This window comes from Rhodococcus sp. WWJCD1 (assembly GCF_002258735.1).
Lineage (GTDB): Bacteria > Actinomycetota > Actinomycetes > Mycobacteriales > Mycobacteriaceae > Rhodococcoides.
Map to the genome: position 1 here is coordinate 87,129 of NZ_NOXY01000015.1, position 22,753 is coordinate 109,881.

General features: G+C 63.8%; 24 protein-coding genes. 9 read left to right on the forward strand and 15 right to left on the reverse strand.

The window, feature by feature from the left end; translation table 11 throughout:
- Window positions 1-48: 48 nt before the first annotated feature.
- Window positions 49-1,254, reverse strand: a complete 1,206-nt coding sequence (hppD, locus tag CH286_RS10835) for a 4-hydroxyphenylpyruvate dioxygenase (RefSeq protein ID WP_094609219.1) — start codon at window positions 1,252-1,254, stop codon at window positions 49-51.
- A gap of 207 nt (window positions 1,255-1,461) precedes the next feature.
- On the opposite strand from hppD, the gene CH286_RS10840 reads away from it, so the two are divergent.
- Window positions 1,462-1,986, forward strand: coding sequence for an Lrp/AsnC family transcriptional regulator (locus CH286_RS10840; protein ID WP_094609220.1), 525 nt, complete (start codon window positions 1,462-1,464; stop codon window positions 1,984-1,986).
- Between the two features lie 86 nt (window positions 1,987-2,072).
- On the opposite strand, the gene lpdA is transcribed toward CH286_RS10840, so the two are convergent.
- From lpdA to pdhA, 4 genes are read right to left on the reverse strand one after another with little or no spacing between them, the layout of a single operon-like run.
- Entirely contained in the window at window positions 2,073-3,446 is a 1,374-nt protein-coding gene (gene lpdA / locus CH286_RS10845) for a dihydrolipoyl dehydrogenase (protein WP_094609221.1), read from the reverse strand.
- Window positions 3,443-4,714 carry a dihydrolipoamide acetyltransferase family protein gene (locus tag CH286_RS10850; RefSeq protein ID WP_094609222.1) on the reverse strand — a complete coding sequence of 424 codons (1,272 nt, stop codon included), beginning with the start codon at window positions 4,712-4,714 and terminating at the stop codon, window positions 3,443-3,445. The genes lpdA and CH286_RS10850 overlap by 4 nt, the downstream gene beginning before the upstream one ends.
- Window positions 4,711-5,715: an alpha-ketoacid dehydrogenase subunit beta gene (locus tag CH286_RS10855; protein WP_037154779.1), complete on the reverse strand. Its 1,005-nt coding sequence runs from the start codon at window positions 5,713-5,715 to the stop codon at window positions 4,711-4,713. Before CH286_RS10855 ends, CH286_RS10850 begins: the two co-directional genes overlap by 4 nt.
- The gene (gene pdhA, locus CH286_RS10860; RefSeq protein WP_094609223.1) at window positions 5,712-6,827 is read right to left on the reverse strand and encodes a pyruvate dehydrogenase (acetyl-transferring) E1 component subunit alpha; all 1,116 of its coding nucleotides are present in this window, start codon (window positions 6,825-6,827) and stop codon (window positions 5,712-5,714) included. The genes CH286_RS10855 and pdhA overlap by 4 nt, the downstream gene beginning before the upstream one ends.
- Window positions 6,828-6,985: 158 nt before the next feature.
- Between pdhA and CH286_RS10865 the strand changes: the two genes are divergently transcribed.
- Window positions 6,986-7,471 carry an Lrp/AsnC family transcriptional regulator gene (locus tag CH286_RS10865; protein WP_052058764.1) on the forward strand — a complete coding sequence of 162 codons (486 nt, stop codon included), beginning with the start codon at window positions 6,986-6,988 and terminating at the stop codon, window positions 7,469-7,471.
- Window positions 7,472-7,577: 106 nt separating this feature from the next.
- Here CH286_RS10865 and CH286_RS10870 read toward each other — a convergent pair whose 3' ends face one another.
- The 3 genes from CH286_RS10870 to CH286_RS10880 form a co-directional block, all read right to left on the reverse strand.
- Window positions 7,578-8,957, reverse strand: a complete 1,380-nt coding sequence (locus CH286_RS10870) for an SLC13 family permease (protein WP_094609224.1) — start codon at window positions 8,955-8,957, stop codon at window positions 7,578-7,580.
- A 73-nt stretch (window positions 8,958-9,030) separates the two neighbouring features.
- Window positions 9,031-9,906, reverse strand: a complete 876-nt coding sequence (locus CH286_RS10875) for a hydroxymethylglutaryl-CoA lyase (protein WP_094609225.1) — start codon at window positions 9,904-9,906, stop codon at window positions 9,031-9,033.
- A 1-nt stretch (window position 9,907) separates the two neighbouring features.
- Window positions 9,908-11,131, reverse strand: a complete 1,224-nt coding sequence (locus CH286_RS10880; protein WP_094609226.1) for a CaiB/BaiF CoA transferase family protein — start codon at window positions 11,129-11,131, stop codon at window positions 9,908-9,910.
- Between the two features lie 201 nt (window positions 11,132-11,332).
- On the opposite strand from CH286_RS10880, the gene CH286_RS10885 reads away from it, so the two are divergent.
- Window positions 11,333-11,989, forward strand: coding sequence for an IclR family transcriptional regulator (locus CH286_RS10885; protein WP_037154768.1), 657 nt, complete (start codon window positions 11,333-11,335; stop codon window positions 11,987-11,989).
- A 10-nt stretch (window positions 11,990-11,999) separates the two neighbouring features.
- Here CH286_RS10885 and fahA read toward each other — a convergent pair whose 3' ends face one another.
- From fahA to CH286_RS10905, 4 genes are all read right to left on the reverse strand, one after another.
- Entirely contained in the window at window positions 12,000-13,166 is a 1,167-nt protein-coding gene (fahA, locus tag CH286_RS10890) for a fumarylacetoacetase (protein WP_094609227.1), read from the reverse strand.
- A 33-nt stretch (window positions 13,167-13,199) separates the two neighbouring features.
- Window positions 13,200-13,988, reverse strand: a complete 789-nt coding sequence (locus tag CH286_RS10895) for a hypothetical protein (protein WP_094609228.1) — start codon at window positions 13,986-13,988, stop codon at window positions 13,200-13,202.
- Window positions 13,985-15,178 carry a homogentisate 1,2-dioxygenase gene (locus CH286_RS10900; protein WP_094609229.1) on the reverse strand — a complete coding sequence of 398 codons (1,194 nt, stop codon included), beginning with the start codon at window positions 15,176-15,178 and terminating at the stop codon, window positions 13,985-13,987. The genes CH286_RS10895 and CH286_RS10900 overlap by 4 nt, the downstream gene beginning before the upstream one ends.
- Before the next feature lie 72 nt (window positions 15,179-15,250).
- Window positions 15,251-15,778: a MarR family winged helix-turn-helix transcriptional regulator gene (locus CH286_RS10905; RefSeq protein ID WP_094609230.1), complete on the reverse strand. Its 528-nt coding sequence runs from the start codon at window positions 15,776-15,778 to the stop codon at window positions 15,251-15,253.
- A gap of 94 nt (window positions 15,779-15,872) precedes the next feature.
- Between CH286_RS10905 and CH286_RS10910 the strand changes: the two genes are divergently transcribed.
- Window positions 15,873-16,082 carry a hypothetical protein gene (locus tag CH286_RS10910; protein ID WP_032404473.1) on the forward strand — a complete coding sequence of 70 codons (210 nt, stop codon included), beginning with the start codon at window positions 15,873-15,875 and terminating at the stop codon, window positions 16,080-16,082.
- Here the strand turns inward: CH286_RS10910 and CH286_RS10915 are convergent.
- Window positions 16,054-16,452, reverse strand: a complete 399-nt coding sequence (locus tag CH286_RS10915) for a hypothetical protein (protein WP_094609231.1) — start codon at window positions 16,450-16,452, stop codon at window positions 16,054-16,056. The genes CH286_RS10910 and CH286_RS10915 overlap by 29 nt on opposite strands.
- A gap of 95 nt (window positions 16,453-16,547) precedes the next feature.
- On the opposite strand from CH286_RS10915, the gene CH286_RS10920 reads away from it, so the two are divergent.
- From CH286_RS10920 to CH286_RS10940, 5 genes are all read left to right on the forward strand, one after another.
- Window positions 16,548-16,991 (forward strand): hypothetical protein, encoded by a 444-nt coding sequence (locus tag CH286_RS10920; RefSeq protein WP_141215831.1) that lies wholly within the window; start codon window positions 16,548-16,550, stop codon window positions 16,989-16,991.
- A gap of 59 nt (window positions 16,992-17,050) precedes the next feature.
- A complete protein-coding gene (locus tag CH286_RS10925) occupies window positions 17,051-17,932 on the forward strand; it encodes a dioxygenase family protein (RefSeq protein WP_094609233.1) in 882 nt (293 codons plus the stop codon).
- A gap of 247 nt (window positions 17,933-18,179) precedes the next feature.
- Window positions 18,180-19,547 (forward strand): lipase family protein, encoded by a 1,368-nt coding sequence (locus CH286_RS10930; RefSeq protein WP_094609234.1) that lies wholly within the window; start codon window positions 18,180-18,182, stop codon window positions 19,545-19,547.
- 54 nt (window positions 19,548-19,601) lie between these two features.
- Window positions 19,602-20,243 carry a TetR/AcrR family transcriptional regulator gene (locus CH286_RS10935; RefSeq protein WP_094609235.1) on the forward strand — a complete coding sequence of 214 codons (642 nt, stop codon included), beginning with the start codon at window positions 19,602-19,604 and terminating at the stop codon, window positions 20,241-20,243.
- A gap of 31 nt (window positions 20,244-20,274) precedes the next feature.
- Window positions 20,275-21,384 (forward strand): CaiB/BaiF CoA transferase family protein, encoded by a 1,110-nt coding sequence (locus CH286_RS10940; RefSeq protein ID WP_094609259.1) that lies wholly within the window; start codon window positions 20,275-20,277, stop codon window positions 21,382-21,384.
- On the opposite strand, the gene CH286_RS10945 is transcribed toward CH286_RS10940, so the two are convergent.
- Window positions 21,381-22,112: an SIMPL domain-containing protein gene (locus CH286_RS10945; protein ID WP_217902919.1), complete on the reverse strand. Its 732-nt coding sequence runs from the start codon at window positions 22,110-22,112 to the stop codon at window positions 21,381-21,383. The two genes, CH286_RS10940 and CH286_RS10945, sit on opposite strands and share 4 nt — an antisense overlap.
- A 38-nt stretch (window positions 22,113-22,150) precedes the next feature.
- Window positions 22,151-22,702: a YceI family protein gene (locus CH286_RS10950; protein WP_094609236.1), complete on the reverse strand. Its 552-nt coding sequence runs from the start codon at window positions 22,700-22,702 to the stop codon at window positions 22,151-22,153.
- Window positions 22,703-22,753 lie beyond the last annotated feature (51 nt).

Consider the following 22,753-nt stretch of genomic DNA (forward strand, 5'->3'; position numbering starts at 1 on the left):
TCAGTGGGGACACACCATTGTTGTCTGTCGACGCAGTCCGGTCGAGGCTCAGAAGTTTCCGCGTGCGGCCTGTTCACGTTCGATGGCCTCGAACAATGCTTTGAAGTTGCCGAGTCCGAAACCGAGCGAGCCGTGGCGTTCGATCAACTCGAAGAAGACCGTGGGTCGATCCACGATGGGCTTGGTGAAGATCTGCAGCAGGTAGCCGTCTTCGTCACGATCGACGAGAATTCCACGCTTCTGTAGTTCTTCGATGGGTGCTCGAACTTCGCCGATGCGCGCGCGGAGTTCCGGGTCCTCGTAGTAGCTGTCCGGGGTGGTGAGAAATTCGATTCCTTCGGCGCGGAGCTGGTCCACTGCGGTCAGAATGTCGTTCGTGGCCAATGCCAGGTGCTGTGCGCCGGGGCCCTGGTAGAAGTCGAGGTACTCGTCGATCTGGGATCGCTTCTTGGCGATCGCAGGCTCGTTGAGCGGGAACTTCACGCGATGGTTCCCGTTGGACACGACCTTGCTCATCAATGCCGAGTAGTCGGTGGCGATGTCCGCGCCGACGAACTCCGCCATGTTGGTGAAGCCCATGACCCGGTTGTAGAAGTCCACCCACTGGTCCATCTTGCCCAGCTCGACGTTTCCGACGACATGATCGAGTGCCTGAAAGATGCGCTTGGGTGCGCCGTCTCGTTTGACGTAAGCAGATGTTCGCTCGATGTATCCGGGCAGATAGGGGCCGTTGTACCGCGAACGGTCGACGAGAGTGTGCTGGGTGTCCCCGTAGGTGGCGATGGTTGCCGATCGGACGGTTCCGTTGTCGTCGGACGTATCGTGCGGTTCGACGAGGACGGTTGCTCCCTGCGGCCGGGCGTGGGCGATGCACTTGTCGACATCGGGGACTGCGAGCGAGATGTCGATAATTCCGTCACCGTGTTTGCGGTGATGTTCGATCAATGAGCTCTGCGGGTCCACGGCACCTTTGATCACGAATCGCACTGCGCCGCTTTTCAGTACGAAGGCATGATGGTCCCGGTTACCTGTCGACGGGCCGGAGTAGGCAACCAGTTCCATCCCGAATGCAGATTGGAAGAAGTGGGCGGTCTGCGTTGCATTACCGACGATCCACACCAGTCCGTCCCACCCGCTGACCGGGAAGGGGTCACGTGCGCCGTCGTATTCCACCAGCCCGACGAGCTGCTGGAGTTGCTCGAGGTCGAGGTCTGCGAGCTGCTCTTCGTTGGTGAGCGTTTGTTCGATGGACATTGATTGTGCTCCTATCGCTGGAAGGGCGGACTGCGCAAGAGTGGATGGCCAGCCGGCGGCAGGACCGTAGCTGTGAACTCAGCAAACCCAACGATGCGGCGCTAGTCAATCAACACATCTGATGCTAGGCAGTGTGTCTGGATCGACCGGCAAAGGGCGGTTGTTGCTATACGATGTGTCTAGAAAATGTGCGGAAGGGGATAGGCGATGGCGGGGCACGGTGCGGTGACTCTCGACGAGTTGGATTTCGCTTTGTTGACTGCGATGCATCATCACCCGCGCGCAGGGGCACTGGAACTTTCTAGACTCGTGAATGTCGCTCGCGCGACGGTGCATTCGAGACTCCGGAGGCTGGAGAATGCGGGTGTTCTGGCCGGATACGAACCCCGGATCGGCCTCTCGGCCGCGGGCTTCGGGGTGCAAGCCTTCGTGACTCTCGAAATAGTGCAGGGTGCGTTGGATTCGGTCACATCGGAATTGGAATCGATCCCGGGTGTGCTGGAGGCTTTTGCGACGACCGGGGCCGGAGACGTGTTGTGCCGTATCGCTGCGGCATCCCACGACGGCCTACAAGCCACACTGATCGCCCTGAACAAGTCCGGCGTGGTGTCGAGGTCGACCAGCGTGATCGCTCTGTCGGAGATCATCTCGTTGCGAACACTGCCTCTCATCGCAACACTGAACACCGAGAAAGCAAGCAAGGCACCTGCTTTCCGGAAGGGCGAACCGTGAGCGGGACACGACCCCTGACGGGCCACCGACATCGGACGTAAGTGCTGTGTCGGTGGCCACGTCGAGAAAGGCCCGCTGCCCCCGGATCAGCTGTGCGCGTGCAGTGGCCGACCCGACAGCACCATCATCGCTTCACCGAGTGCCTCGTTCTGGGTGGGGTGGGCATGGACGAAACTGCCGACCTCGGACGGTAGTGCTTCCCATGCGACTGCGAGTTGGGCTTCGCCGATCAATTCGCCTACTCGGTCGCCGACGAGGTGAACCCCGACGACAGGACCGTCGTCGCGTGCACGAATCACTTTGACACCGCCCGCTGTGGCCAGAATGCGGCTCTTGCCGTTGCCGCCGAGGTCGTAGACCACCGACGTCACCGTGCCGAACTTCTCCTCTGCGGCCTTCTCGGTGAGCCCCACCGACGCTACCTCGGGGTGCGAATACGTTACTCGCGGAACGACATCGCCGTCGATGCGCGCGGGCGCGAGGCCGGCGATGTGCTCGGCGACGAATATGCCGTGCTGGAAACCGCGGTGTGCCAACTGATATCCCGCCACGATGTCGCCGACGGCATAGGTGCCGTCCGTAGTGGTGAGCAGGTTGTCGTCGACTGTGACGAAACCGCGTTCGGTGGCGATGCCCTGCTCGGCCAGACCGAGACCGTCGGTGCGGGGTCCGCGGCCGACGGACACCAGCACCAGATCGGCCGTGAGGGTGTCCCCGGACGACAGGGCCACCGAGACGTCGTCGGATGATTCGGTGACGGTCTCGACCTTGGTACCGGTACGAATGTCGATGCCGCGCTTGCGTAGTGCCTTGGTGAGCTGTTTCGAGGACCATTCGTCCTCACCCGGAACGATGCGATCGAGTGCCTCGACGACTGTGACCTTCGTACCGAACGATGCCCAGATGCTGGCGAATTCGATGCCGATCACACCGCCGCCGAGCACGACGACCGACTCGGGCACCCGATCCAGCGACAGTGCGCTGTCGCTGGTGAGCACCCGCGGCCCCAGTTCGATTCCCGGAATGGTGCGCGAATACGACCCGGTGGCGAGAACCAGCGAGGCTCCGGTGATGCGTCGACCCTCCACCTCGACGGTGCGAGGACCGACGACCTGGCCACGGCCCGAGACGATCTCGATACCCGCCCGCTTCAGCAGTCCCTGCAGACCTCCGTACAGGCCGGCGACCACGCTGCGCTGGTAGTCCAGTGCCGCGGGCATGTCCACCCCGGTCAGCGATGCGGTGACGCCGACATGCGCCGAGCCTCGAACTGCATCGGCGACCTCGGCGGTGTGCAGCAGCGCCTTGGTGGGGATGCATCCGCGGTGCAGACAGGTGCCGCCGAGCTTGTCTTCCTCGACCAGCGCGACCGAGAGGCCGAGTTGGTCGGCACGCAGCGCGCAGGAGTAACCACCGGAGCCGCCGCCGAGGATCAGAACATCGACGTCATGAGCGCTCATCGGACGGATCCCAATGCCACGACCGGGTTTTCGACATAGTCCGCCACCGTGCGCAAGAACCCGCCGGCCACCCCGCCGTCGCACACGCGGTGATCGAACGCCAACGACAGCTGCGCCACCTTGCGCACGGCCAATTGGCCGTCGACGACCCACGGGCGGTCGATGATTCGTCCGATGCCGAGAATCGCAGCCTCGGGATGGTTGATGATCGCGGCCGAGCCGTCGACCCCGAACACGCCGTAGTTGTTCAGGGTGAACGTTCCTCCGCTCAGGCGAGCTGCGGGGAGGGAACCGGTCCGTGCGAGCTCGGTCAACTCGGCCAGCCGCTCGGCGAGTTCCTTCAGATCTGCCTTGTCGGCCTGCGGCACAACCGGAACCATCAGTCCGCGATCGGTCTGGGCAGCAATGCCGAGCCCGATGTTCTCGTAGCGCAGGATCTCACCCGCAGCGGTATCGACGGTGCTGTTGAGCTCCGGGAACTTCGCCAACGCGATCATCGTCAGCTTGGCGAGTACCGCCAGCAACGTCACCTTGACGCCGTCTATGGAGGCGTCGAGGTCGCGTCGGGCCTGCAGCAGAGCCGTCGCATCGACGTCGACCCAGACGGTGGCCTCGGGAATTTCCGAACGACTGCGAGAGAGCTTGTCTGCGATGGCTTTACGTATCCCGGTGATCGGGATTCGAGTGACTCCGTCGGTCGAGGACGCAACCGTAGGAACATTCGTCGACAAGGCGCGCTCGACGTCTGCACGAGTGATGACGCCGTGGCTGCCTCCTGTGTCGATACTGCCCAGATCGAGCCCGCCCTGCAGTGCCATGCTCCGGACGATGGGAGAGAGCACCTTCGGTGCATGTGAATGGAAAGTCGTAGCCTGGGTCGAGTTTCCGCTCACCTGCGGCGCAGCCGCTCTCCGTTTGCGACGGCCGGTGGGACCGTGCCCCGTGCCGTAGCCGATCAGCACATTTCCCGAGCCGGCTCGTTCCTCTTCGCGGTACTGCTCGTGGGCGGCGGGAACGTCGGCGACGGCACCGCCGGTGATGCTGATCAGCGGCGCGCCGACCGCGAGTGACGTGCCCTCGGCCGCATGCAGTTCGCCGACGACGCCCTCGAACGGGCAGGGCACCTCGACGGACGCTTTTGCGGTCTCCACTTCGACGACGACCTGGTCGATGGTGACGGTGTCGCCGGGCTTGACCTTCCACTCGACGATCTCGGCCTCGGTCAGTCCTTCACCGAGGTCGGGGAGCAGGAACACCTGCATGCTCATACTGTGACCGCCTTGCTGAGATCGGGTGCGTCGTTCCACTGCAGCCGGTCGATCGCGTCGAGTACGCGGTCTGCGGACGGCAGATGAAAGTGTTCGAGTTTCGGTGCAGGATAGGGGATGTCGAGTCCGGTCACTCGAAGTACTGGAGCGTGCAGGTGATGGAAGCAGCGCTCGGATACTCGTGAGGCGATCTCCGCGGCGACGCCGGAGAAGCCCTGCGCTTCCTGAATCACGATGCAGCGTCCGGTCTTGCGCACCGAGGCCGCAACGGTCTCGTCGTCGAACGGATTGAGCGATCGCAGATCGATCACCTCGACGCTCCGGCCGTCCTCCGCCGCGAACTCTGCGGCCTGCATGGCCACGGACACCGTCGGTCCGTAGGCGAGAAGCGTGACGTCGGTACCGGCACGGCGCACGACGGCCGTGCCGATCGGCTCGGTCTTGGTCAGCTCGATGTCGTCCTTGGAGAAGTACAGCCGCTTCGGTTCGAGAAAGATCACCGGATCGGGATCGGCGATGGCGTCGCGCATCAGCGAGTAGGCGTCGGCGACGGTGGACGGCGAGACGACCTTCAGGCCAGGAGTGTGCGCGTAGTAGGCCTCGGACGAGTCGCAGTGGTGCTCGACGCCGCCTATGCCGCCGGCAAATGGAATCCGAATGACCATCGGTGCGGTCAGCGAGCCACGAGTTCTGTTGCGCAGCTTGGCCACGTGGGAGACGATCTGCTCGAAAGCCGGGTAGGCGAACGCGTCGAACTGCATCTCTACGACGGGCTTGTAGCCCGACATCGCCATCCCGATCGCGAATCCGACGATGCCCGACTCGGCGAGCGGGGTGTCGAAGCAGCGGTCGTCGCCGAAGTCGCGGGTGAGGCCGTCGGTGACGCGGAAGACGCCGCCGAGGGTGCCGACATCCTCGCCGAACACGACGACCTTCTCGTCCTCGGTCAACGCATCGCGCAGGGCGGCGTTGAGGGCTCCGGCCATGGTCATCGTGGTCATGACAGTTCTCCTGCTGCGATCTCGGCGGCGATCTGATTGCGCTGTTCGATCAGACCGGGGGTGGGGGAGGAATAGACGAACCGGAAGAGGTCCTCGGGGTCGACATCCTGCTCTGCGTTCATTCCTGCCCGAAGCGCCGCGGCATCCGCGTCGGCGGAGACGGTCATCTGCTCGCGGAGTTCGTCGGTGAGAACCCCCTGGGCACGCAGGTAGGAATCCAGGCGCGAGAGGGGATCTCGGGCCAGCCAGCCCTCGACTTCGTCGGCCTTGCGGTAGCGGGTGGCGTCGTCGGCGTTGGTGTGGGCGTCCATGCGGTAGGTGTGCGCCTCGACGACCACCGGTCCCTTGCCTGCGCGGACGTATTTCACGGCCTCGTCCATCACCGCCATCATCGCGACGGGGTCGTTACCGTCGACCTGCTCGCTACCGATGCCGTAGCCCACGCCCTTGTGCGACAACGACGGCGCGGCGCTCTGGCGCGCCAGCGGAACGCTGATGGCGAATCCGTTGTTCTGGACCAGGAAGATGACCGGGGCGCGGAACACCGCGGCGAAGTTGAGAGCCTCGTGGAAGTCACCCTCGCTGGTGGCACCGTCTCCGCAGAACGCGAGGGCGACGGTGTCGCGTCCCTGCTTCGACTCGGCGTATGCGAAGCCGGTCGCGTGCAACAACTGTGTTGCCAGAGGCGTGCATTGGGGAGCGACCTTGTAGGCGGCCGGATCGTAGCCGCAGTGCCAGTAGCCGGCGAGCATGCCGAGCAGCTCCACCTGATCGACTCCACGCGCCGCGAGAGCCATCGAGTCGCGGTACGTAGGGAACATCCAATCCTGCTTGTCCAGGCACAATGCAGCCGCGATCTGGCAGGCCTCCTGTCCGCGGGCCGACGGGTAGACCGCGAGGCGGCCCTGCTTGGTCAATGCTGTTGCCTGCTGGTCGAATCGGCGGCCGTGCACCATCGAGCCATACATTTCCAACAGGCGTTCGTCGGACGGCCGCGCATAGCGTGCGGCGCTGTCGACGCCCGTCCCGTCCGGTGCGAGATATTGCACGGGACGGTCGGCGGGCATGAACTGTTGGTAGGACGTTGCCGGAACCTTCTCGACGGTCGTCATGGCGCACTCTCCTGAAATTGGCTTGTAGGGCGATTCTGGCCGATAGCGTCATGTGGAATACCTAACGGCGTAAAATTGCAGACATATGGCTGCCGACGATGGATCAGAGTTGAAATATGTCCGATCGGGGCGGTGAACTGACGCAGAGGAGCGGACGAATGGACGAGGTCTCGAAGCGAGTGGAACTGGACGACACCGATCGCCGCATTCTCACCGAACTCACCGCCGACGGTCGGATCTCCATGCGGGTACTGGCAGATCGACTGAATCTCTCTCGTGCACATACCTATACGCGAGTGGACAGGCTCAAGGATGCGGGCGTCATCGAGCGGTTCACCGTGCAGGTCGACCACGCGGCATCCGGACTCGGGACCTCTGCATTCATCGCGCTGTCGATCCGTCAGGATTCGTGGCGCAGCGTGTCCGAGGGGTTGCGATCGATGGAGTTCGTCGACCATTTCAGTTTGCTCGGAGGGGATTTCGACGTGCTGGTGCTCATCAGGACTCCCGACAACGAGAGTCTGCGGCAAGTGGTGCTGGAGGGGCTGCAATCGCTCGACGGCGTTCGGGCGACCCGCACGTGGTTGATCTTCGACGAGGACCGAGGCGGTCTTGGGCGCACGAGGCCGGCCACCGAACGCTGATCGCCCGATCCGGTCGAGTCACGCACTACCGCCGAGACGCCGAAAGCCCCTGCCTACCAACCCTCTACTGAGTGAGGGGTCGGTGAGCAGGGGCTGTGCGATCGGGTCAGATGACCGAGGGGGCGACCACCGTCAGCAGCCACACCGTCGGTGGGGCGATGAGAACGACGAGTGCGCAGTACCCCATCATCTTTCGCTGGAACCGGGCCTTGTCGTCCACTCGGGCTTCCGCCAGAACCATGACCCCGTTGGTGGAGAACGGGCTGACATCGACCACGGTCGCCGAGAAGGCAATGGCAGCAACGAATCCGATCGCTCCGAGTTCACCGGCGGCGAGCAGCGGTGCGGCGAGAGGAAGAGCGATGCCGATGGTTCCGATCGATGATCCGAATGCCGAGATGATCGCTACCGCGTAGCACAGGATGAGCGCCGTCAACAGGGGGGAACCGAGGGCCGATGCAGCGTCGCCGAGGAATCCGAGCGTGCCGTTCTGGGTCATGACCGCCATGTACGTCTGAACACCGCAGACCAGGACCACGGCGGGCCAGGCGATGTTGTCGACGACCTTGGGGTGAGTCTTGGGTGTCAGCAGCAGCAACACGACCGACACACAGATTGCGCTGACTCCGATGTCGAGCCCCAGGCTCACGGACAACACGACCAGGGCCGCGATGCCGAGCAGAGTGAGTACTCGGATTCGGTTGAGCGGTACGGTCTCATTGGGAACTGTTGTGATAGAGGAGGATTCGATGTGATCGACCTCGACCTGTACGGAAGTGCCGCCCCCGCTACCCTCGGGCAGTCCGGTGTAGCCCGGGCGCGGGCTCGACGGTACGGGCAGTCCGCCTTCGTTGTCGCGCAGGTCCTGGACATCGAACGCGCGGGTCCGATCACGAATGAGGTCACGGCCGAGTACGAGGAACAGCACGAGGGCGATGAGGGTGTTGAGCACGAACGGGATGAGGAACAGAGCCAGCGGATGTGAGCCCACGCCGGTGGAGTCCATCAAGCCGTTGACGAAGGCACCGTAGAGGTTGATCGGGGAGAAGCAGCACGCGAGAGCCCCATGGCTGACGACCATGCCCATCAGGAAGGGATTGATGTTGTTGCGCTTGGCCAGTGGCATCGCGATCGGTGCCAGCATGCCCACGGCAAGAACGGATCCGAGGGCCATCAGCAGACCGGACAGCAGGAACATCATCCACAGGATGGCCCAGCGCCGTCCGCCCACGAGTCGGAGAGATCGATCGATGACGACATCGATGGTGCCGTTGGCTTTGGCGATGGCGAACAGCAAGGTGATGCCGCCGACGATGATGAAAGTGCTTCCTGGGAAGGCATCGATCACATCCTCGACAGGGATGCCGGATATTGCGCCACCGACGACGAATGCGCCGGCGAAAGCGAGCAGACCCATGTTGATGGGTGTGATCGTGGCGACGGTGAAGATTGCGATCAAGGCAATGATCGAGATTGCGTAGACCATGGCTGGCCTTTCGGACGGGGGATGAGGTGAGCCGCGGGGAGCGCGGCGGGTGTGGGCTGGTTGCCCAACGAAATCAGTGTGTGGCGGTGGAAAGAGGTTGCGCTCTCGCGACGACATCGCGAGCCAGATCGGCCGCGGTGCCCAGAGATACAGGGTCGATTCCGGTGTCGATTCCGGCACGATGGAATGCTTCCACGAGCTGCTCAGTCGCAAGGTTCCCGTGTGCGCCGGGCGCGAAGGGGCAACCGCCGTAGCCGGCAAGTGCGCTGTCGAAGTGTTCGATCTCGAGGTCGAGTACGGCACGTACTGCTGTTTCGAGGGCCTGATCGTGAGCGTTGTGCAGATGGAGGCTGATTGTCAACTCGGGCAGGGCTGTTCGGACGGCGTCGACACCGGTCAGTACCTGATCGGTGGTGGCGATCCCCAAAGTATCCGCCAGACCGAGGCTCGATACGCCGGTGTCGGCCATTCGTTCACACACCTCGACGAGCCGCTCGGGCGTGATGACGCCGTCGAACGGACACACGAACGCGGTACTGACACCGCCGATGAACGAGCGGTCCGGATACGTCGAGACGGCGGAACTCAGGTCCCGTAGCGCGTCGTCGGGGGATCGGCCGGCGTTGGCGCGGCTGTGCCCCTCACTGGCCGACGTGACGATCTGGATCACGTCTATGTCCGTCTCTGCGGCGCGATGGACGCCTCGGCCGTTCAATGTCAGTGCACTGTAACGGGTTCCGTCTCGACGGGGCGCGCGTGAGATGACCTCCTCGGCGTCGGCCATCTGCGGCACTCTGGTGGCCGAGACGAACGACGCGATCTCGAGGGACGTAATTCCCGACGCAAGGGTGGCGTCGAGTACGGCGAGCTTGTCCTCTGTGGGGACGATGCACTTCTCGTCCTGCAAACCGTCGCGGAGATAGACGTCGGTGATGTGTACGCGTGGCATGTCAGATGACCTTCCGCGCGCGGAGGTCGTCGAGCTGTTCTTCGGTGAGACCGAGTGTGCGGCCGAGGACATCGTCGGTGTGCTCGCCCAGATCCGGGCCGGCCCACTTGACGGTCGTGGTGGTATCGCCGAAGCGCGGAACCACCCCGGGAAAGCGCACTTCCTCGGTGCTGCCCGGTTCGACGGAGACTTTCAGCGCCTGCACCATCCCGCGTGCGAGATAGTGCTCGTCCTCGGCGATCTGAGCGGCGTCGAACACCTCTCCGACGGGAACGCCTGCGGCACCTAGCTCGCCGACGACCACGCTCGTCGGGCGTGCGCCGGTCCATGCAGAAATGGCACCGTCGAGTTCGGTCTCACGCTCGAACCGCCCGACGCCGTCGGCCAGATCGGAGTCGTCGGCAAGGTCCGGCCGGTCCACGGCCGTCATGAGCCGTCCGAACACGCTGCTCGAATTGCCCGCGATCATGACGCTTCCGTCCGAGGTCGGATAGATCCCACTGGGGACCACGCCGGGCAGGTTGCCCGCGGTCCGCTGGCGAACGGCACCGTACGCGTCGTAGTCCGGAACCAGTGACTCCATCGCCATGAAGACGGCCTCGTACAGCGCGACGTCGGCCACCTTCGGCCGAGAGTGATCTCCGCTGCGTTCACGCGCCAACAACATCACCAGAGCTCCCACGGCTCCATGCAACCCGGCCAGGACGTCTCCGACGGGCGCAGCCGCCCGCACCGGCTCGCGATCGGCGTGTCCGGTGACGTGGCGCAGCCCGCCGAATGCCTCTGCGACCCCGCCGAACCCGGCTCGGTCGCGATGAGGCCCGGTTTGGCCGTACCCCGAGATCCGCACCAGAACCACGTCGGGATTGGCCTCGTGCAGGCGGTCGGGCCCGAGACCCCAACGCTCGAGAGTGCCGGGACGGAAGTTCTCCACGACGACATCGGCAGTCTCGACCAACTTCAGCGCAAGGTCGCGGCCCTCATCGGTACGTAGATCGACTGTGACCGAGTGCTTGTTGCGGGCTATCGTGCGAAACATCATCGACGTGTCTCCGCGGTTTCGGCGCCAGCCGCGAAGCTCGTCGCCGACGCCGGGGCGCTCGATCTTGATCACCTCGGCACCGAAGTCCGCAAAAAGGCGGCTGGCGAACGGTGCGGCGATGAAGTTGCCCAGTTCGATGACACGTATTCCGTGTAACGGGCCGTTCTGGTTGTCGGTGTGCACCTGACGTCACTCCTGAGGATGTGGAGGCTGGATCGCTGATTATCATTATTTGATAATTGCATTCGCTCCTGGTAGGAATGACCATAGTGCGGTGGATCACGTTCCGCAACCACTGTGATCCGAACTATCGCAAACCGACGCTCGGGTCGGCTGACACAATCGAAGGGTGAGAAAGGTGCATTCGATGGCGGAGGTCGAGCAGTGACGGCGAACAACACCGACACCACGGGCGTGCTGGCTCGCGCGGCCGCAATCCTCGACGCAGTCGAGGCAAGCCCGCAGACCACCAGTGACCTCGCAAATCGGCTCGGCCTGTCGGCATCCACGGTCTACCGCCTGGTGGGAGACATGGCGAAGCACTCGATGTTGCGCCGCGGGGACGGAGGTCTGTTGCATCCCGGCGACCGCTTCGGGACGTCCTCGCTCGTCGACCTCTCGGTACCGATTCTTCGTCGGGTGCGGGAAGACACCGGCGAGTCTGCACAGTTGTGGGTAGTGCGAGGCTCGAATCGGCTGTGTCTGGTGTCGGAGGATTCTCGGCAAGAGTTGCGAGCCTCGTTGCCTGCGGGCGCGTTACTTCCACTCGGTGCCGGTTCGGCCGGCCACGTACTGGCCGGGGACTTCGACGCCGACGAGGAGAGTCGGGAACGCGGCTGGTGGGAGTCGAGATCGGAGCGCACGCCGGGGCTGACGTCGGTGAGCGCCCCGGTCCGCCGGGACGGACGCATCGTCGCGGCCGTCTGTGTGGCAGGCCCGATCGAGCGGGTACCCACGACTGCAGGGCTTCTCTGGGGGCAAGCCGTGTGCGATGCCGCGTCGGAGATCGAGCAGTCCCTCGTGGTCCGGCCGGAGTGGTAGGGGGGGCGGGTCAGGCCGACACGATGCGGCCGCGGACCTCACCGAATCCGATACGGGCACCGTTCGCGCCTGGAGCACTCGCGGCGATGGCGACCTCGTCACCGTCTTCGAGGAAGGTTCGAGTCTCGCCGCCGAGTGACACCGGTTCTTTTCCGCCCCAGGTCAGTTCGATGAAAGCGCCGCGCTGATTCTTTTCCGGTCCCGAGATGGTGCCCGACGCGAACAGGTCACCGGTTCGCGATGTCGCGCCGTTGACGGTCTCGTGCGCGAGCATCTGAGCCGGCGACCAGTACATCGCACTGTACGGCGGGTGGGATACGACGTGGCCGTTCCACTCGACCGTCAGGTCGATATCCAAAGCCCAAGAACGAGATTCGCGAAGGTACTCGAGCGGCTCAGGATCCTGCACCGGTGTCGAGGTTCGCGCCTGCTCCAGAGCTAGCAGGGGTACAACCCAGGGTGAGATGGACGTCGCGAAACTCTTGCCGAGGTTCGGCCCGAGTGGCACGTACTCCCAGGCTTGGATGTCGCGAGCCGACCAGTCGTTGACGATGACGGCTCCGAACACGTGCTCGGAGAACTGATCCGGCGAGATGGGACCATCCGCCGGAACGCCGACGACGAAGCCCATCTCGGCTTCGATGTCCAGTCGTCGACTCGGACCGAACGTGGGCGACGGCTCGTCCGGTGCCTTTCGTTGGCCACGAGGCCGGGTGATGTCGGTACCGGAGACGACAACCGTGCCTGCCCGTCCGTGATAAGCAACGGGCAGGTGCTTCCAATTCGGTAGCAGCGGTTCGGCATCGGGCCGGAAGAGCCGGCCGAGATTGGACGCGTGATGCTCGGAGGCGTAGAAGTCGACGTAGTCGGCCACCTCGAACGGCAGGTGCATCGTGACATCGGAAACGGACATGATTGCTTCCTCGGGGGCGGTGCCATTGACGAGCATGTCGGTGACGGACGTGCGCACCTCCACCCATCGACTGCGTCCGCGGGCCATGAACGCGTTCAGACTTGGCGAGGAAAAATCTGGATCGCCAAGAGCTATGGATAGATCGATCACGTTGTCGCCGTAGCGGACTCCCACACGAGCGTCCGTGCCCGGAGTGCTGAAGATGCCGTAGGGCAGGTTGTCGACTCCGAATTCGGAATCGGCGGAAATATCGATGTGCGTCATGAACGGCACTCCTGATTCACGGGGGGGTGGGGCTCACTGAGGTGGGACGAGTCCGAGGCGGACGAGATCGTCCAGGGGTTCACGGATGCTGCAGGTGCCGAAAGATGCGAAGGCGCGTTGGCCCTCGATCCCGGCGACGATCCCGGCGAGGACATCTGCGTCTCGAATCGCCAGTATCTTCTCGAGCTCACCGACTCGTGCGCCGCTGTGTGCGGCCTGCGCCGCGAGGATCACGTTGAGGAAACCGTGTTGCTCGAACCCGTTGTGGGGATCGGTGTTACGGGCGGCATGGTGCAGACCCGCGGTCGCTTTGAAGTGAACCTCGCGCCGAGCCGCCTCGTAAATGGACGCGGCGAGCTCCTGTTCGTCCGGATACTGGTCGGCCGTGACACCGCCGGTCCTGAATTTGGCGCGATACCCGAACTCGTCGACGGCGTCGAAGATGTCGTCTCGTCGGGAGTCTCGGGGAATTTCGACATAGATGTCGATGTCCTGAGTGATGTTGCGCAAGGCGTCGATGCTCGTGCCGTCGGGTACTGCCACTTCGACGGCAACAACCGTCACCCCGGCGGTACGGTCGGCGACTCGCAGGCCTGCCTCCACGCTGCCCGGGCCGGCCGGTGCGGTCAACGCCACCTCCATCCGAGCACCGAGGACGAGCTCGTTCACCCGGTCCATCGGAACGACCAACGGGCCGACGAGGTCTGCGAAAGAGCTGCCCCGGTACTCGAGATGTTGTGCCGCAGCAACATCGAGCGGCGCATTGCCGGGAGGGAAAACAGCGGCATCGTCGCACAGGCGATGAAAGAACTTTGGAATCATCGGTTCGGTCCCCGGCCTGCCCAGGTCCACGCATACCCGGTGTCCTCGCACGCCAGCGCACCTTCGCCCAGTTCGAGCGGGCGGAACGTATCGACCATGACGGCCAGTTCGTCGAAGAACTCGGCACCGATACTGCGTTCGTAGGCACCGGGTTGCGGCCCGTGAGCGTGCCCGCCTGGATGCACCGAGATCGAACCCTGGCCGATTCCGGAACCTTTGCGGGCCTCGTAGTCGCCGCCGACATAGAACATGATCTCGTCCGAGTCGACGTTGGAGTGGTAGTACGGCACCGGAATTGCCAGCGGGTGGTAGTCGACCTTGCGTGGAACGAAGTTGCAGATCACAAAATTGGAACCCTCGAACGCTTGGTGCGCGGGCGGTGGTTGATGCACGCGGCCGGTGATCGGTTCGTAGTCGGAGATGTTGAACGTGTACGGGTACAGGCAGCCGTCCCACCCCACCACGTCGAACGGATGCTGCGGGTAGACGTATCGGGTCCCGACGATCCCCGTCGAACCGCGGTGTTTGACAAGCACTTCCACGTCGGTTCCCTCGCCGAGCAGAGGCTCGCTGGGGCCGTGCAGATCGCGTTCACAGTAGGGAGCGTTCTCGAGCAACTGGCCGTACTTCGACAGGAACCGCTTCGGTGGCGCGATGTGACTGTTGGCTTCGATGGCGTACGCGCGAAGTGGACCGTGAGGAATCCAGCGGTGCGTCGTCGCGCGCGGAATGAGCACGTAGTCGCCCTGCTGCGCCTGCAGCGCGCCGAATACCGTTTCCACTGTGGCAGAGCCGGATTCGATGTAGACCATCTCGTCGCCGATCGAATTGCGATACAGCGGTGAGGTTTTCGATGCGACGACGTAGGACAGTCTGACGTCGGCGTTGCCGAGGACGAGTCGCCGGCCGGTGACGACGTCGGTGCCGGCCACCGCGGATTCGGGAAACAGCTCGTGCAACTTCAGGTGCCGCGGCACGAGTGGATGGTTGGGCGTCGTGGATTGATCAGGGAGTTCCCACACCGTGGCATCGACGATGGCCGATGGTATGTGGCGGTGATAGAGCAGAGACGAGTCCGACGAGAAGCCCTCTTCGCCCATCAGCTCCTCGAAGTAGAGGTTGCCCTCTGGAGTTCGGTGCTGGGTGTGCCGCTTCGGCGGTATCGATCCGAGTTGCCGGTAGTAGGCCACGTCATCGCTCCTGTGCTCTGTTCACCGCTTGTAATAAATACATTAACTACTTTGACGTGATCTACACAACCTTCAGTTGCGTCCCCGGACGTCGAACTGGCTGCGGTGAGTGATGAGTTTGGTCAACAGCATCACCAGAATCCGCTGTTCGGGCTCGGTGAGCGCGCTGGCCCACGCGTTCTCCCGTTCGTTCTGTTCGGCGAAGGTCTCCACCATTTCGTCGTGCCCCTGCGCGGTGAGGGCGAGGCGCACCGAACGCCCGTCCTTCTCGTCGGGCGTACTGGCGAGCAGGCCGCCGGAGATGAGGGTCTTGGACAGGTTCGACACGGCCGCGCGGCTCATGCCGGTCAGTTCGGCTGCTCGTCGCGGTTCGATCGGGCCTGCCAGCCACGTGACGAACATCAGTCGAAACGACGACCACGACCAGCCTCGGGGGCGATGAACCGTCGCCTCCAAGTCGTAGGTGACGATGTTCGACGCCCGGTTGAGCGTCAGCAGAACTTCGGTGGCCAGCTGGTGCTCGAACCCGTAGTCCCGGGCCAGCGTGGTGTTGGCGGTCTCGATGAACGACCAGAAATCGGGCTCGGGTGCGTCGGTCACGGATTCACTGTATCCACGAAATCATCTGATCAACACCTTTATTACTTTGGCGGGCGCGATTCGTGTCTCATCCCGGAGGGGTCATGATGGACGCATGAGCTCGAAGAACCTGTTCGGCGGCCCCCGGACCCTGCTGATCGTGGCGGCAGTGGTCATCGTGATCGCACTCGTCGCTGCCGCCGCGACGTTGATCGTCCGTGCTGTGCTCGGGCCGCCCGAGGGTGAGAACAAGTTCGAGATCCAGGGCTACTCGGTTGTTCAGGTCGATTCCCAGGTCAGCGACCTCGCGCTCGCCACGCGCTAGCCGACTCTGCGGCGACCCGCGGGTCGTGTGTCTGCTGAAAGTTTCGGCCGCCGCGGGCGAACGTGCGGAGCGTGGCGGCGGGTACCTCGTGCTCGGGAACGGGCTCGCCCGTCCACTCGCAGTCACGAACAAAGATCATGTTCGACGCCACTGCGTCGTCGCTGTGATCTTCCCGCAGTGAGCCGAAAATTCGGCCGAGGAAGTACTCCCCGCTCGCGGTTCGCGTCCAGACGAAAGATCCGTCCGGAACCTGTTCGAAGCGCTCGACCCGTCGTAGCGATCGTTCGTCGTCGGCCGCCATGCCGAACAGTCCATAGGTAAGGGCACGCTCGACGCCGTCCGGCATCGGTGCGCGATAGACATTCGGCATATCGCCGAGCCTAGAGCCCGAGGGGTTTACAGACCTTCTGGTCCGTTGCACGATGTACTCGGACATCGGACGAATTCGACGAACTGGGGAGCATCGTGTTTTCGAGAAAAAGAGTTATTCGCCTCGTTGCGGCACCGTTGATGGCGGGGGCCTTGACGCTGGGGACGGCAGGAATCGCTGCGGCCGCGAACACGACCGAGTTACGCCCAGTGCAGGCATTCTTGTTCTTCCAACACGGGGTCAGCTTCGGGTCGGGGCCAGTCGAGGCAACGGCGACGGTGGGCGTCGAGGCAGGGGAAGTCACGGTGACGACGGCGAGCAAGATTTCGGGTGCGGGTGACATGGGCTCGTCTGCGGTGAGCCTGCTGCCGGTTCCGGTGACCGTGGTGTGGACGAACATCGACAACGGCCGATCCGGTTCGGCGGGTGGGATATCGACCGAGCCGATCACTCTCGCTACCGGTGCGGGCCGTGTCGATCTCACGATCACGACGGACACTCCCAACCTTCCTGGTGGTGGCCGCGTAGTAGTGGGGTAGCTGATCTGCCCTTCGAGTGGTAGGTTGAAGGTTCAACTTCAGCCTTCGAAGGACCCGCCATGACATCTGTCGTCAACCCGCCGATCGCGGGAGCCGCGTTCGACGCATTTCTCGCCGATACCGCTCCCGCGAGCCGGTCGCAGCAGATGTGGACCCCCAACGACGGCCCGATGCCCGCCTTGTACATCAGCCATGGCGCGCCCCCGGTTTTCGACGACGCACTCTGGATGGACCAGCTGTTCACCTGGTCGCAGTCGATGCCCAAGCCGAAGGCGATTCTCATCGTCAGCGCGCACTGGGAAGAGGCTCCGCTGAGCCTGTCTGCCTCGGCGGCCGCGACCCCACTGGTCTACGACTTCGGTGGTTTTGCTCAGCGGTACTTCTCGATGGAATACCGCACACCCGACGCCGAGGCCTTGGCCGCTCGCGTTGCTGCGGCAATCCCGGCGTCGGAAAATCTGCACCGACACACTTCTCGCGGACTCGATCACGGTGCCTGGGTTCCCCTGAAGGTGATGTACCCGTATGCCGACGTCCCCGTTCTCCAGTTGAGCCTGCCGACCCATGTTCCCGACCGGTTGATGGCCATCGGCGCGGCACTCAAAGAGCTTCGCGCCGAGGGAGTCTTGGTCATCGGATCCGGATTCATGACGCACGGGTTGCCGTTCCTCTCGCGCGCGAACTTCACCACCAATACGGTCCCGACGTGGTCCGAGGACTTCGATCTCTGGGCGGCCGACGCGTTGGCGCGTGGTGACGTCGCAACACTGGCGGACTTCCGCAGTGCCGCACCGGGAATGCCCTATGCCCACCCGACCGTCGAACACTTCACGCCGCTGTTCGTCACGCTCGGTGCCGCCGAGAACCCGGAAGCCCCGGTCGCCACGGCGATCACCGGCTTCCAGTTCGGTTTGGCGAAGCGGTCATTCGCGGTCGCGTGACGAACCGGCGTAACTCAGTGCACTTGGGATCGGTTCACTTCTGAATCTCTTTCGATTCGGGGATTGTTATCCACGCCACTTCGCTCTACAGTTCTGAGCACCATCTCGGACATCGGTGTCCAAGATGGACGGATGCGCTGTACGAACCGTCGCCGGGCGCGCCTCCTGTGGATCCCGTCCTCCGGCGCGAAGGAGTGCACCCGTGTCTTCTGCCCGCTCGTGGACGCTGCGTACAGCGATCAGCGTGATGACCGCCGCTGCGGCTTTTACTGCCATGACGACGCCCGCTGCTGCAGCACCTGATTCGCCCGAGGTGGAAATTCAGCCGCCTCTGGCACCGTTCACGTGGCCGAAGATTCCGGAGTTCGACACCGACTTCTACGTTCCGCCCGCCGACGTGGTGGCCGCGGCAGCGCCGGGTCAGATCATCGCTGCGCGGCCGGTCGAGCTGGCCACTCTCAACGTCATCCCCACGCAGGTCGACGCGTGGCAGTTGTCTTTCCGGTCCAACAACGGTCGCGACGAGCCGATCGCTGCGGTGACCACGGTCATCAAGCCACGTGGCGTCCCTGCCGCATCGCGGCCTTTGATATCCATTCAGTTGGCCGAGGATTCTCTCGCGGCCTACTGCGCGCCCTCGTATGCGATGCGCGCGGGTGCGATTCCCTGGCCGGTCACAGGCGCGGTGACGTCGGGTGCTCAGTTCCTCGAGGTGCAAGCAGCGTTGGCGCAGGGCTGGGCGGTATCGGTACCCGATCATCAAGGTCCGAACAACTCGTTCGCCGCAGGGCCGGTCGCCGGGCGGATCACCCTCGACGGAATCCGAGCCGCCGAGAACTTCGCGCCCATGCAGTTGGCCGGGGAGGCCACCAAGGTGGGGATGAGCGGCTACTCCGGTGGCGCGATAGCGACCGGACACGCAGCCGAACTGGCCGAACGCTACGCCCCTGAGCTCGACATCGTCGGAGTCACCGAGGGCGGAACCCCCGCTGAACTCGGGGCTTTGGTGGACAACGCGAACAACACACTCGGCTCGGGAATCGTCGCTGCCGGAATCATCGGTGCCAGTCGTGAAGATCCCGAGTTGGCCGATTTCATCGACGAACACATCGATCCGCTCGGCCGGGCGTTGTTCGCGGCCAAGGACAATCTCTGCGTCGGTTACAGCTCGGCGCTGCTGCCGTTCGTCAATCTGAAAGGCTTTCTGCACACCGAGGGTGACCCGATCCAACAACCAGTGGTGAAGAAGGCTCTGTCCGCGATGCGGCTCGGCGACACCACTCCGAACATGCCGCTCTACGTCTATCACTCCAACCCGGACTGGCTGGTGCCGGTCGGACCGGTCAACGCGATGGTCGATTCGTATTGCAGCCGTCCGGGTGCCGATGTCACGTACACCCGCGACCATTTCAGTGAGCACATCACCCTGGAATTGATCGCCTTTCCGAGCGCGGTGCTGTGGATGCGCGATCGCTTTGCCGGTATTCCGGTGGAACCGGGTTGCCGAACGAACGATGTCGGCTCGATGGCGCTCGACACGAGTGCACACCCGCTCTTCGTCGATGCGGTAGGCGAGATAATCGCCGGACTGTTCGGTAAGCCGATCGGGGCGTGAGGGAACCGGTCGGCGTACGGGAAGCCGCAGTGTCACCGGCGGTAGACTCCGCCGGTGACAGTCGCCGACGACCAGGGCCGCATCTACGCGGGACAATCGTCCGCCGCGCGAAAAGCCGATCGCCGCGCACGGTTCTTGCACGCCGGGATCGAGGTCATCGGGGCACGCGGCTACGCAGCCACCTCGGTAGCGGATATCTGCGCGGCTGCCGGTCTGGCGCGCAGTCAGTTCTACGCCGAGTTCGCCAACCGTGAGGCGCTGCTCGTGGATGTGTACGACCTGATCCAAGACGACGCGCTGGCTGCGGTCGTCGCCGCACTCGACGGTCACGTCGACCGAGATCGCCGCGCGCTTGTCGCCGCTGCGATGACGGCCTTGGTGGGATCGATCGGGGGTGATCCGCGCCGCGCGCGGATCTCGTATCTGGAAATGCTGGGTGTCAGCGATGCCGTCGAACAGCACCGGACGCGCCGTCGTGCACAGTGGGTGGAGTTCTTCGAGAACACCCTGCGCTCGGAAGTCGGTTCCGATTTCGTTCCGCCAGGTGGATACCGTTTGGCCGCAACGGCATTCCTCGGTGCGCTCACCGAGATCGTCTCAGACTGGTCCCGCACCGATCCCCCTCGCCCACCTATCGAGCACATCGTGGAGACGATGGTTGCCGTTCTGGGAGCGTTCGTTCCGGACCTGAACTGAACTGCAGCGTGTGGCGCAATACAGTGGACCGATGACACCTGCCACCGGTCCACTCGCAGGCCTCGTGGTCGCGGACTTCTCCCGTGTGCTCGCCGGCCCGTACGCGACGATGATGCTCGGCGACATGGGCGCGGACGTGATCAAGATCGAGCGACCCGGAATCGGTGACGACACCCGATCCTGGGGCCCGCCATACGACTCTGCAGGCACAGCAACGTATTTCAATTCGGTGAATCGCAACAAGACGTCGAAGTTCCTGGACCTGCAGTCCGAGAGCGGGGTGGCTGAGGCACGTGAGATCGTCTCGGGCGCGGACATCGTGATCGAGAACTTCCGCGGCGGAACGATGGACCGCCTCGGTCTGGGCTATTCGACTGTGTCGCAATCGAACCGGGGTCTGATCTACTGCTCGATCTCCGGCTTCGGCACCGGCGGAGGAGCTGCGCTCCCCGGATACGATCTGGTGGTCCAAGCCGTCGGCGGGCTCATGAGCGTCACCGGCCCCGACGCCTCGACACCGACCAAGGTGGGAGTGGCGATGGTCGACATCGTCACCGGTCTACATGCGCTGAGCGGAATCCTTGCCGCACTGCATCATCGATCACAGACCGGAGCTGGTCAGCAGGTGCACACCTCGCTGATGGCGTCGGTGCTGTCCGCGTTGAGCAACCAGTCGGCGGCGTACCTCGGGGCAGGCGTTGTGCCCGTCCCGATGGGAAACAAGCATCCCTCGCTCGTGCCGTACGAGGTGTTCGAGACTGCCGACCGTCCATTGGCACTGGCCGTGGGAAACGACCGGCAGTTCCAGGCGTTGGTCGAGGTGCTGAACGAGCCGAGACTGGCAGAGGATGATCGCTTCTCCACCAACTCTGCTCGCGTCGAACATCGCGATCACCTGGTCGACGCGTTGACCTCGGCGCTGCGGGCACGTACCGCGGACGAATGGTACCGAGATCTGATGGCCCGCAACGTCCCCGCGGGGCCGGTCAATTCCATCGAAGAGGCGTTTGCCTTCGCGGAATCGCTCGGTCTCGAACCGCGAGTGCAGGTTCCGGGTTCAGTGGCCGACGGCGTCCGAAATCCGCTGGACTTCTCGGCCACTCCGGTGAACTACCGCTTGGCACCGCCCGCCGGGATCTAGTTCAACGCCCACTTCACCGACACGGACACGCTGACGGTCTGCTGTCCCGGTTCGATGGGCACCGCCGTGTCGAACGAAGTGGCGGACTCGCCGAACGACCTCGGCTGCTCCTGGCCGGTGATCGACTCGGTGATCGACAGAACGTCGCCGAGTTCTCCACCTGCGAGCGATGCGTACTGCTCGGCGCGATCGCGGGCATCGGCGAACGCCCTGGACCGGGCATCGGAGATCAGCTCGGAATCGTCGTCGATCTTGAAGGAGACTCCCGAGATGCGGGTCGCGTTTCCGCCGGCCGTTGTGGCGTCGCCCAACACCGCGGAGGCCTTCGACAGGTCGCGAACCGTGACCTGCAAGGTGTTGGTGGCCTGATATCCGGAGATGGCCGAGGTGCCGCCCGGCAATGCGCCCGAGTACTGCGGATCGATCGACACCTGTTGGGTCTGGATGTCCTCGCGAGCGACGCCGGCCGCAATCACTGCGTCCGTGACCTCACTGACGGCAGAATTGGCCTGTTCGATCGCGGAAGTGACGTACTCGGCAGTGGCCTGAACACCGATCTGGGTCGTCAACGTATCCGGTGCACCTTGGACTTCTCCCACGCCGTTGACGTTCACTCCGGGAGGTCCATCGGGGGACGACGTCGCTGGGCTGCTGCAGCCCGCGGTCAAGGCCACGGTCAGCACCAGGGCCGATGCGCACGATCCGATCATCCATCGATTTCGACTCATCGCCGTAGTGTCCATCATGACAGGCGAATTGGAAAGGCTCAGGGCTTGCGGTAGTCGGCGTCGAACGTCACGGTCACCTCGTCCACCACCTTCATGGCTCCGAACATCTGCGAATACGGAGTGATCTTGTAATCCGATTGGCGCACAATAGTTTCGGACTCGATGTGCCATCGATCACCGAGGTCGGTGGCGGTCACATCCACAGTGATCTCCCTGGACACGCCGTGAATCTCGGCCGTGCCGGCCAGTCGAAATCCGGAGTCGACGGCGGTGATCTCTTCCGAAACGAATCGAATCGATGGATATCGGTCGGCCTCGAAACTCTTGAGCGCGTTTGCCTTCGCCACAATTTTCTCCGGTCCGATCAAGGGTGTGAGTCCACCCTCTCCATGGACCACCTCGAGTGAACTCACCTCGGCAACGAGGGTGACCGCGGTGGGTGCCTCCCCCGACCACTCGACTGTCGCGGTCCAGGAGGTCACCGCAATCGTGAGGCGATGGCCCATCTTGGCTGCCCGTCCGGTGACATCCGTCCGAACGGCCAACTGTCCATCGTCCGATGCGTCGAGCGTCCAGGTCGCGGTAGTCATGCCCCGACTGTATCGGTCCCGCAGAACCGAAGAAGGGACGCGGCGCAGGTG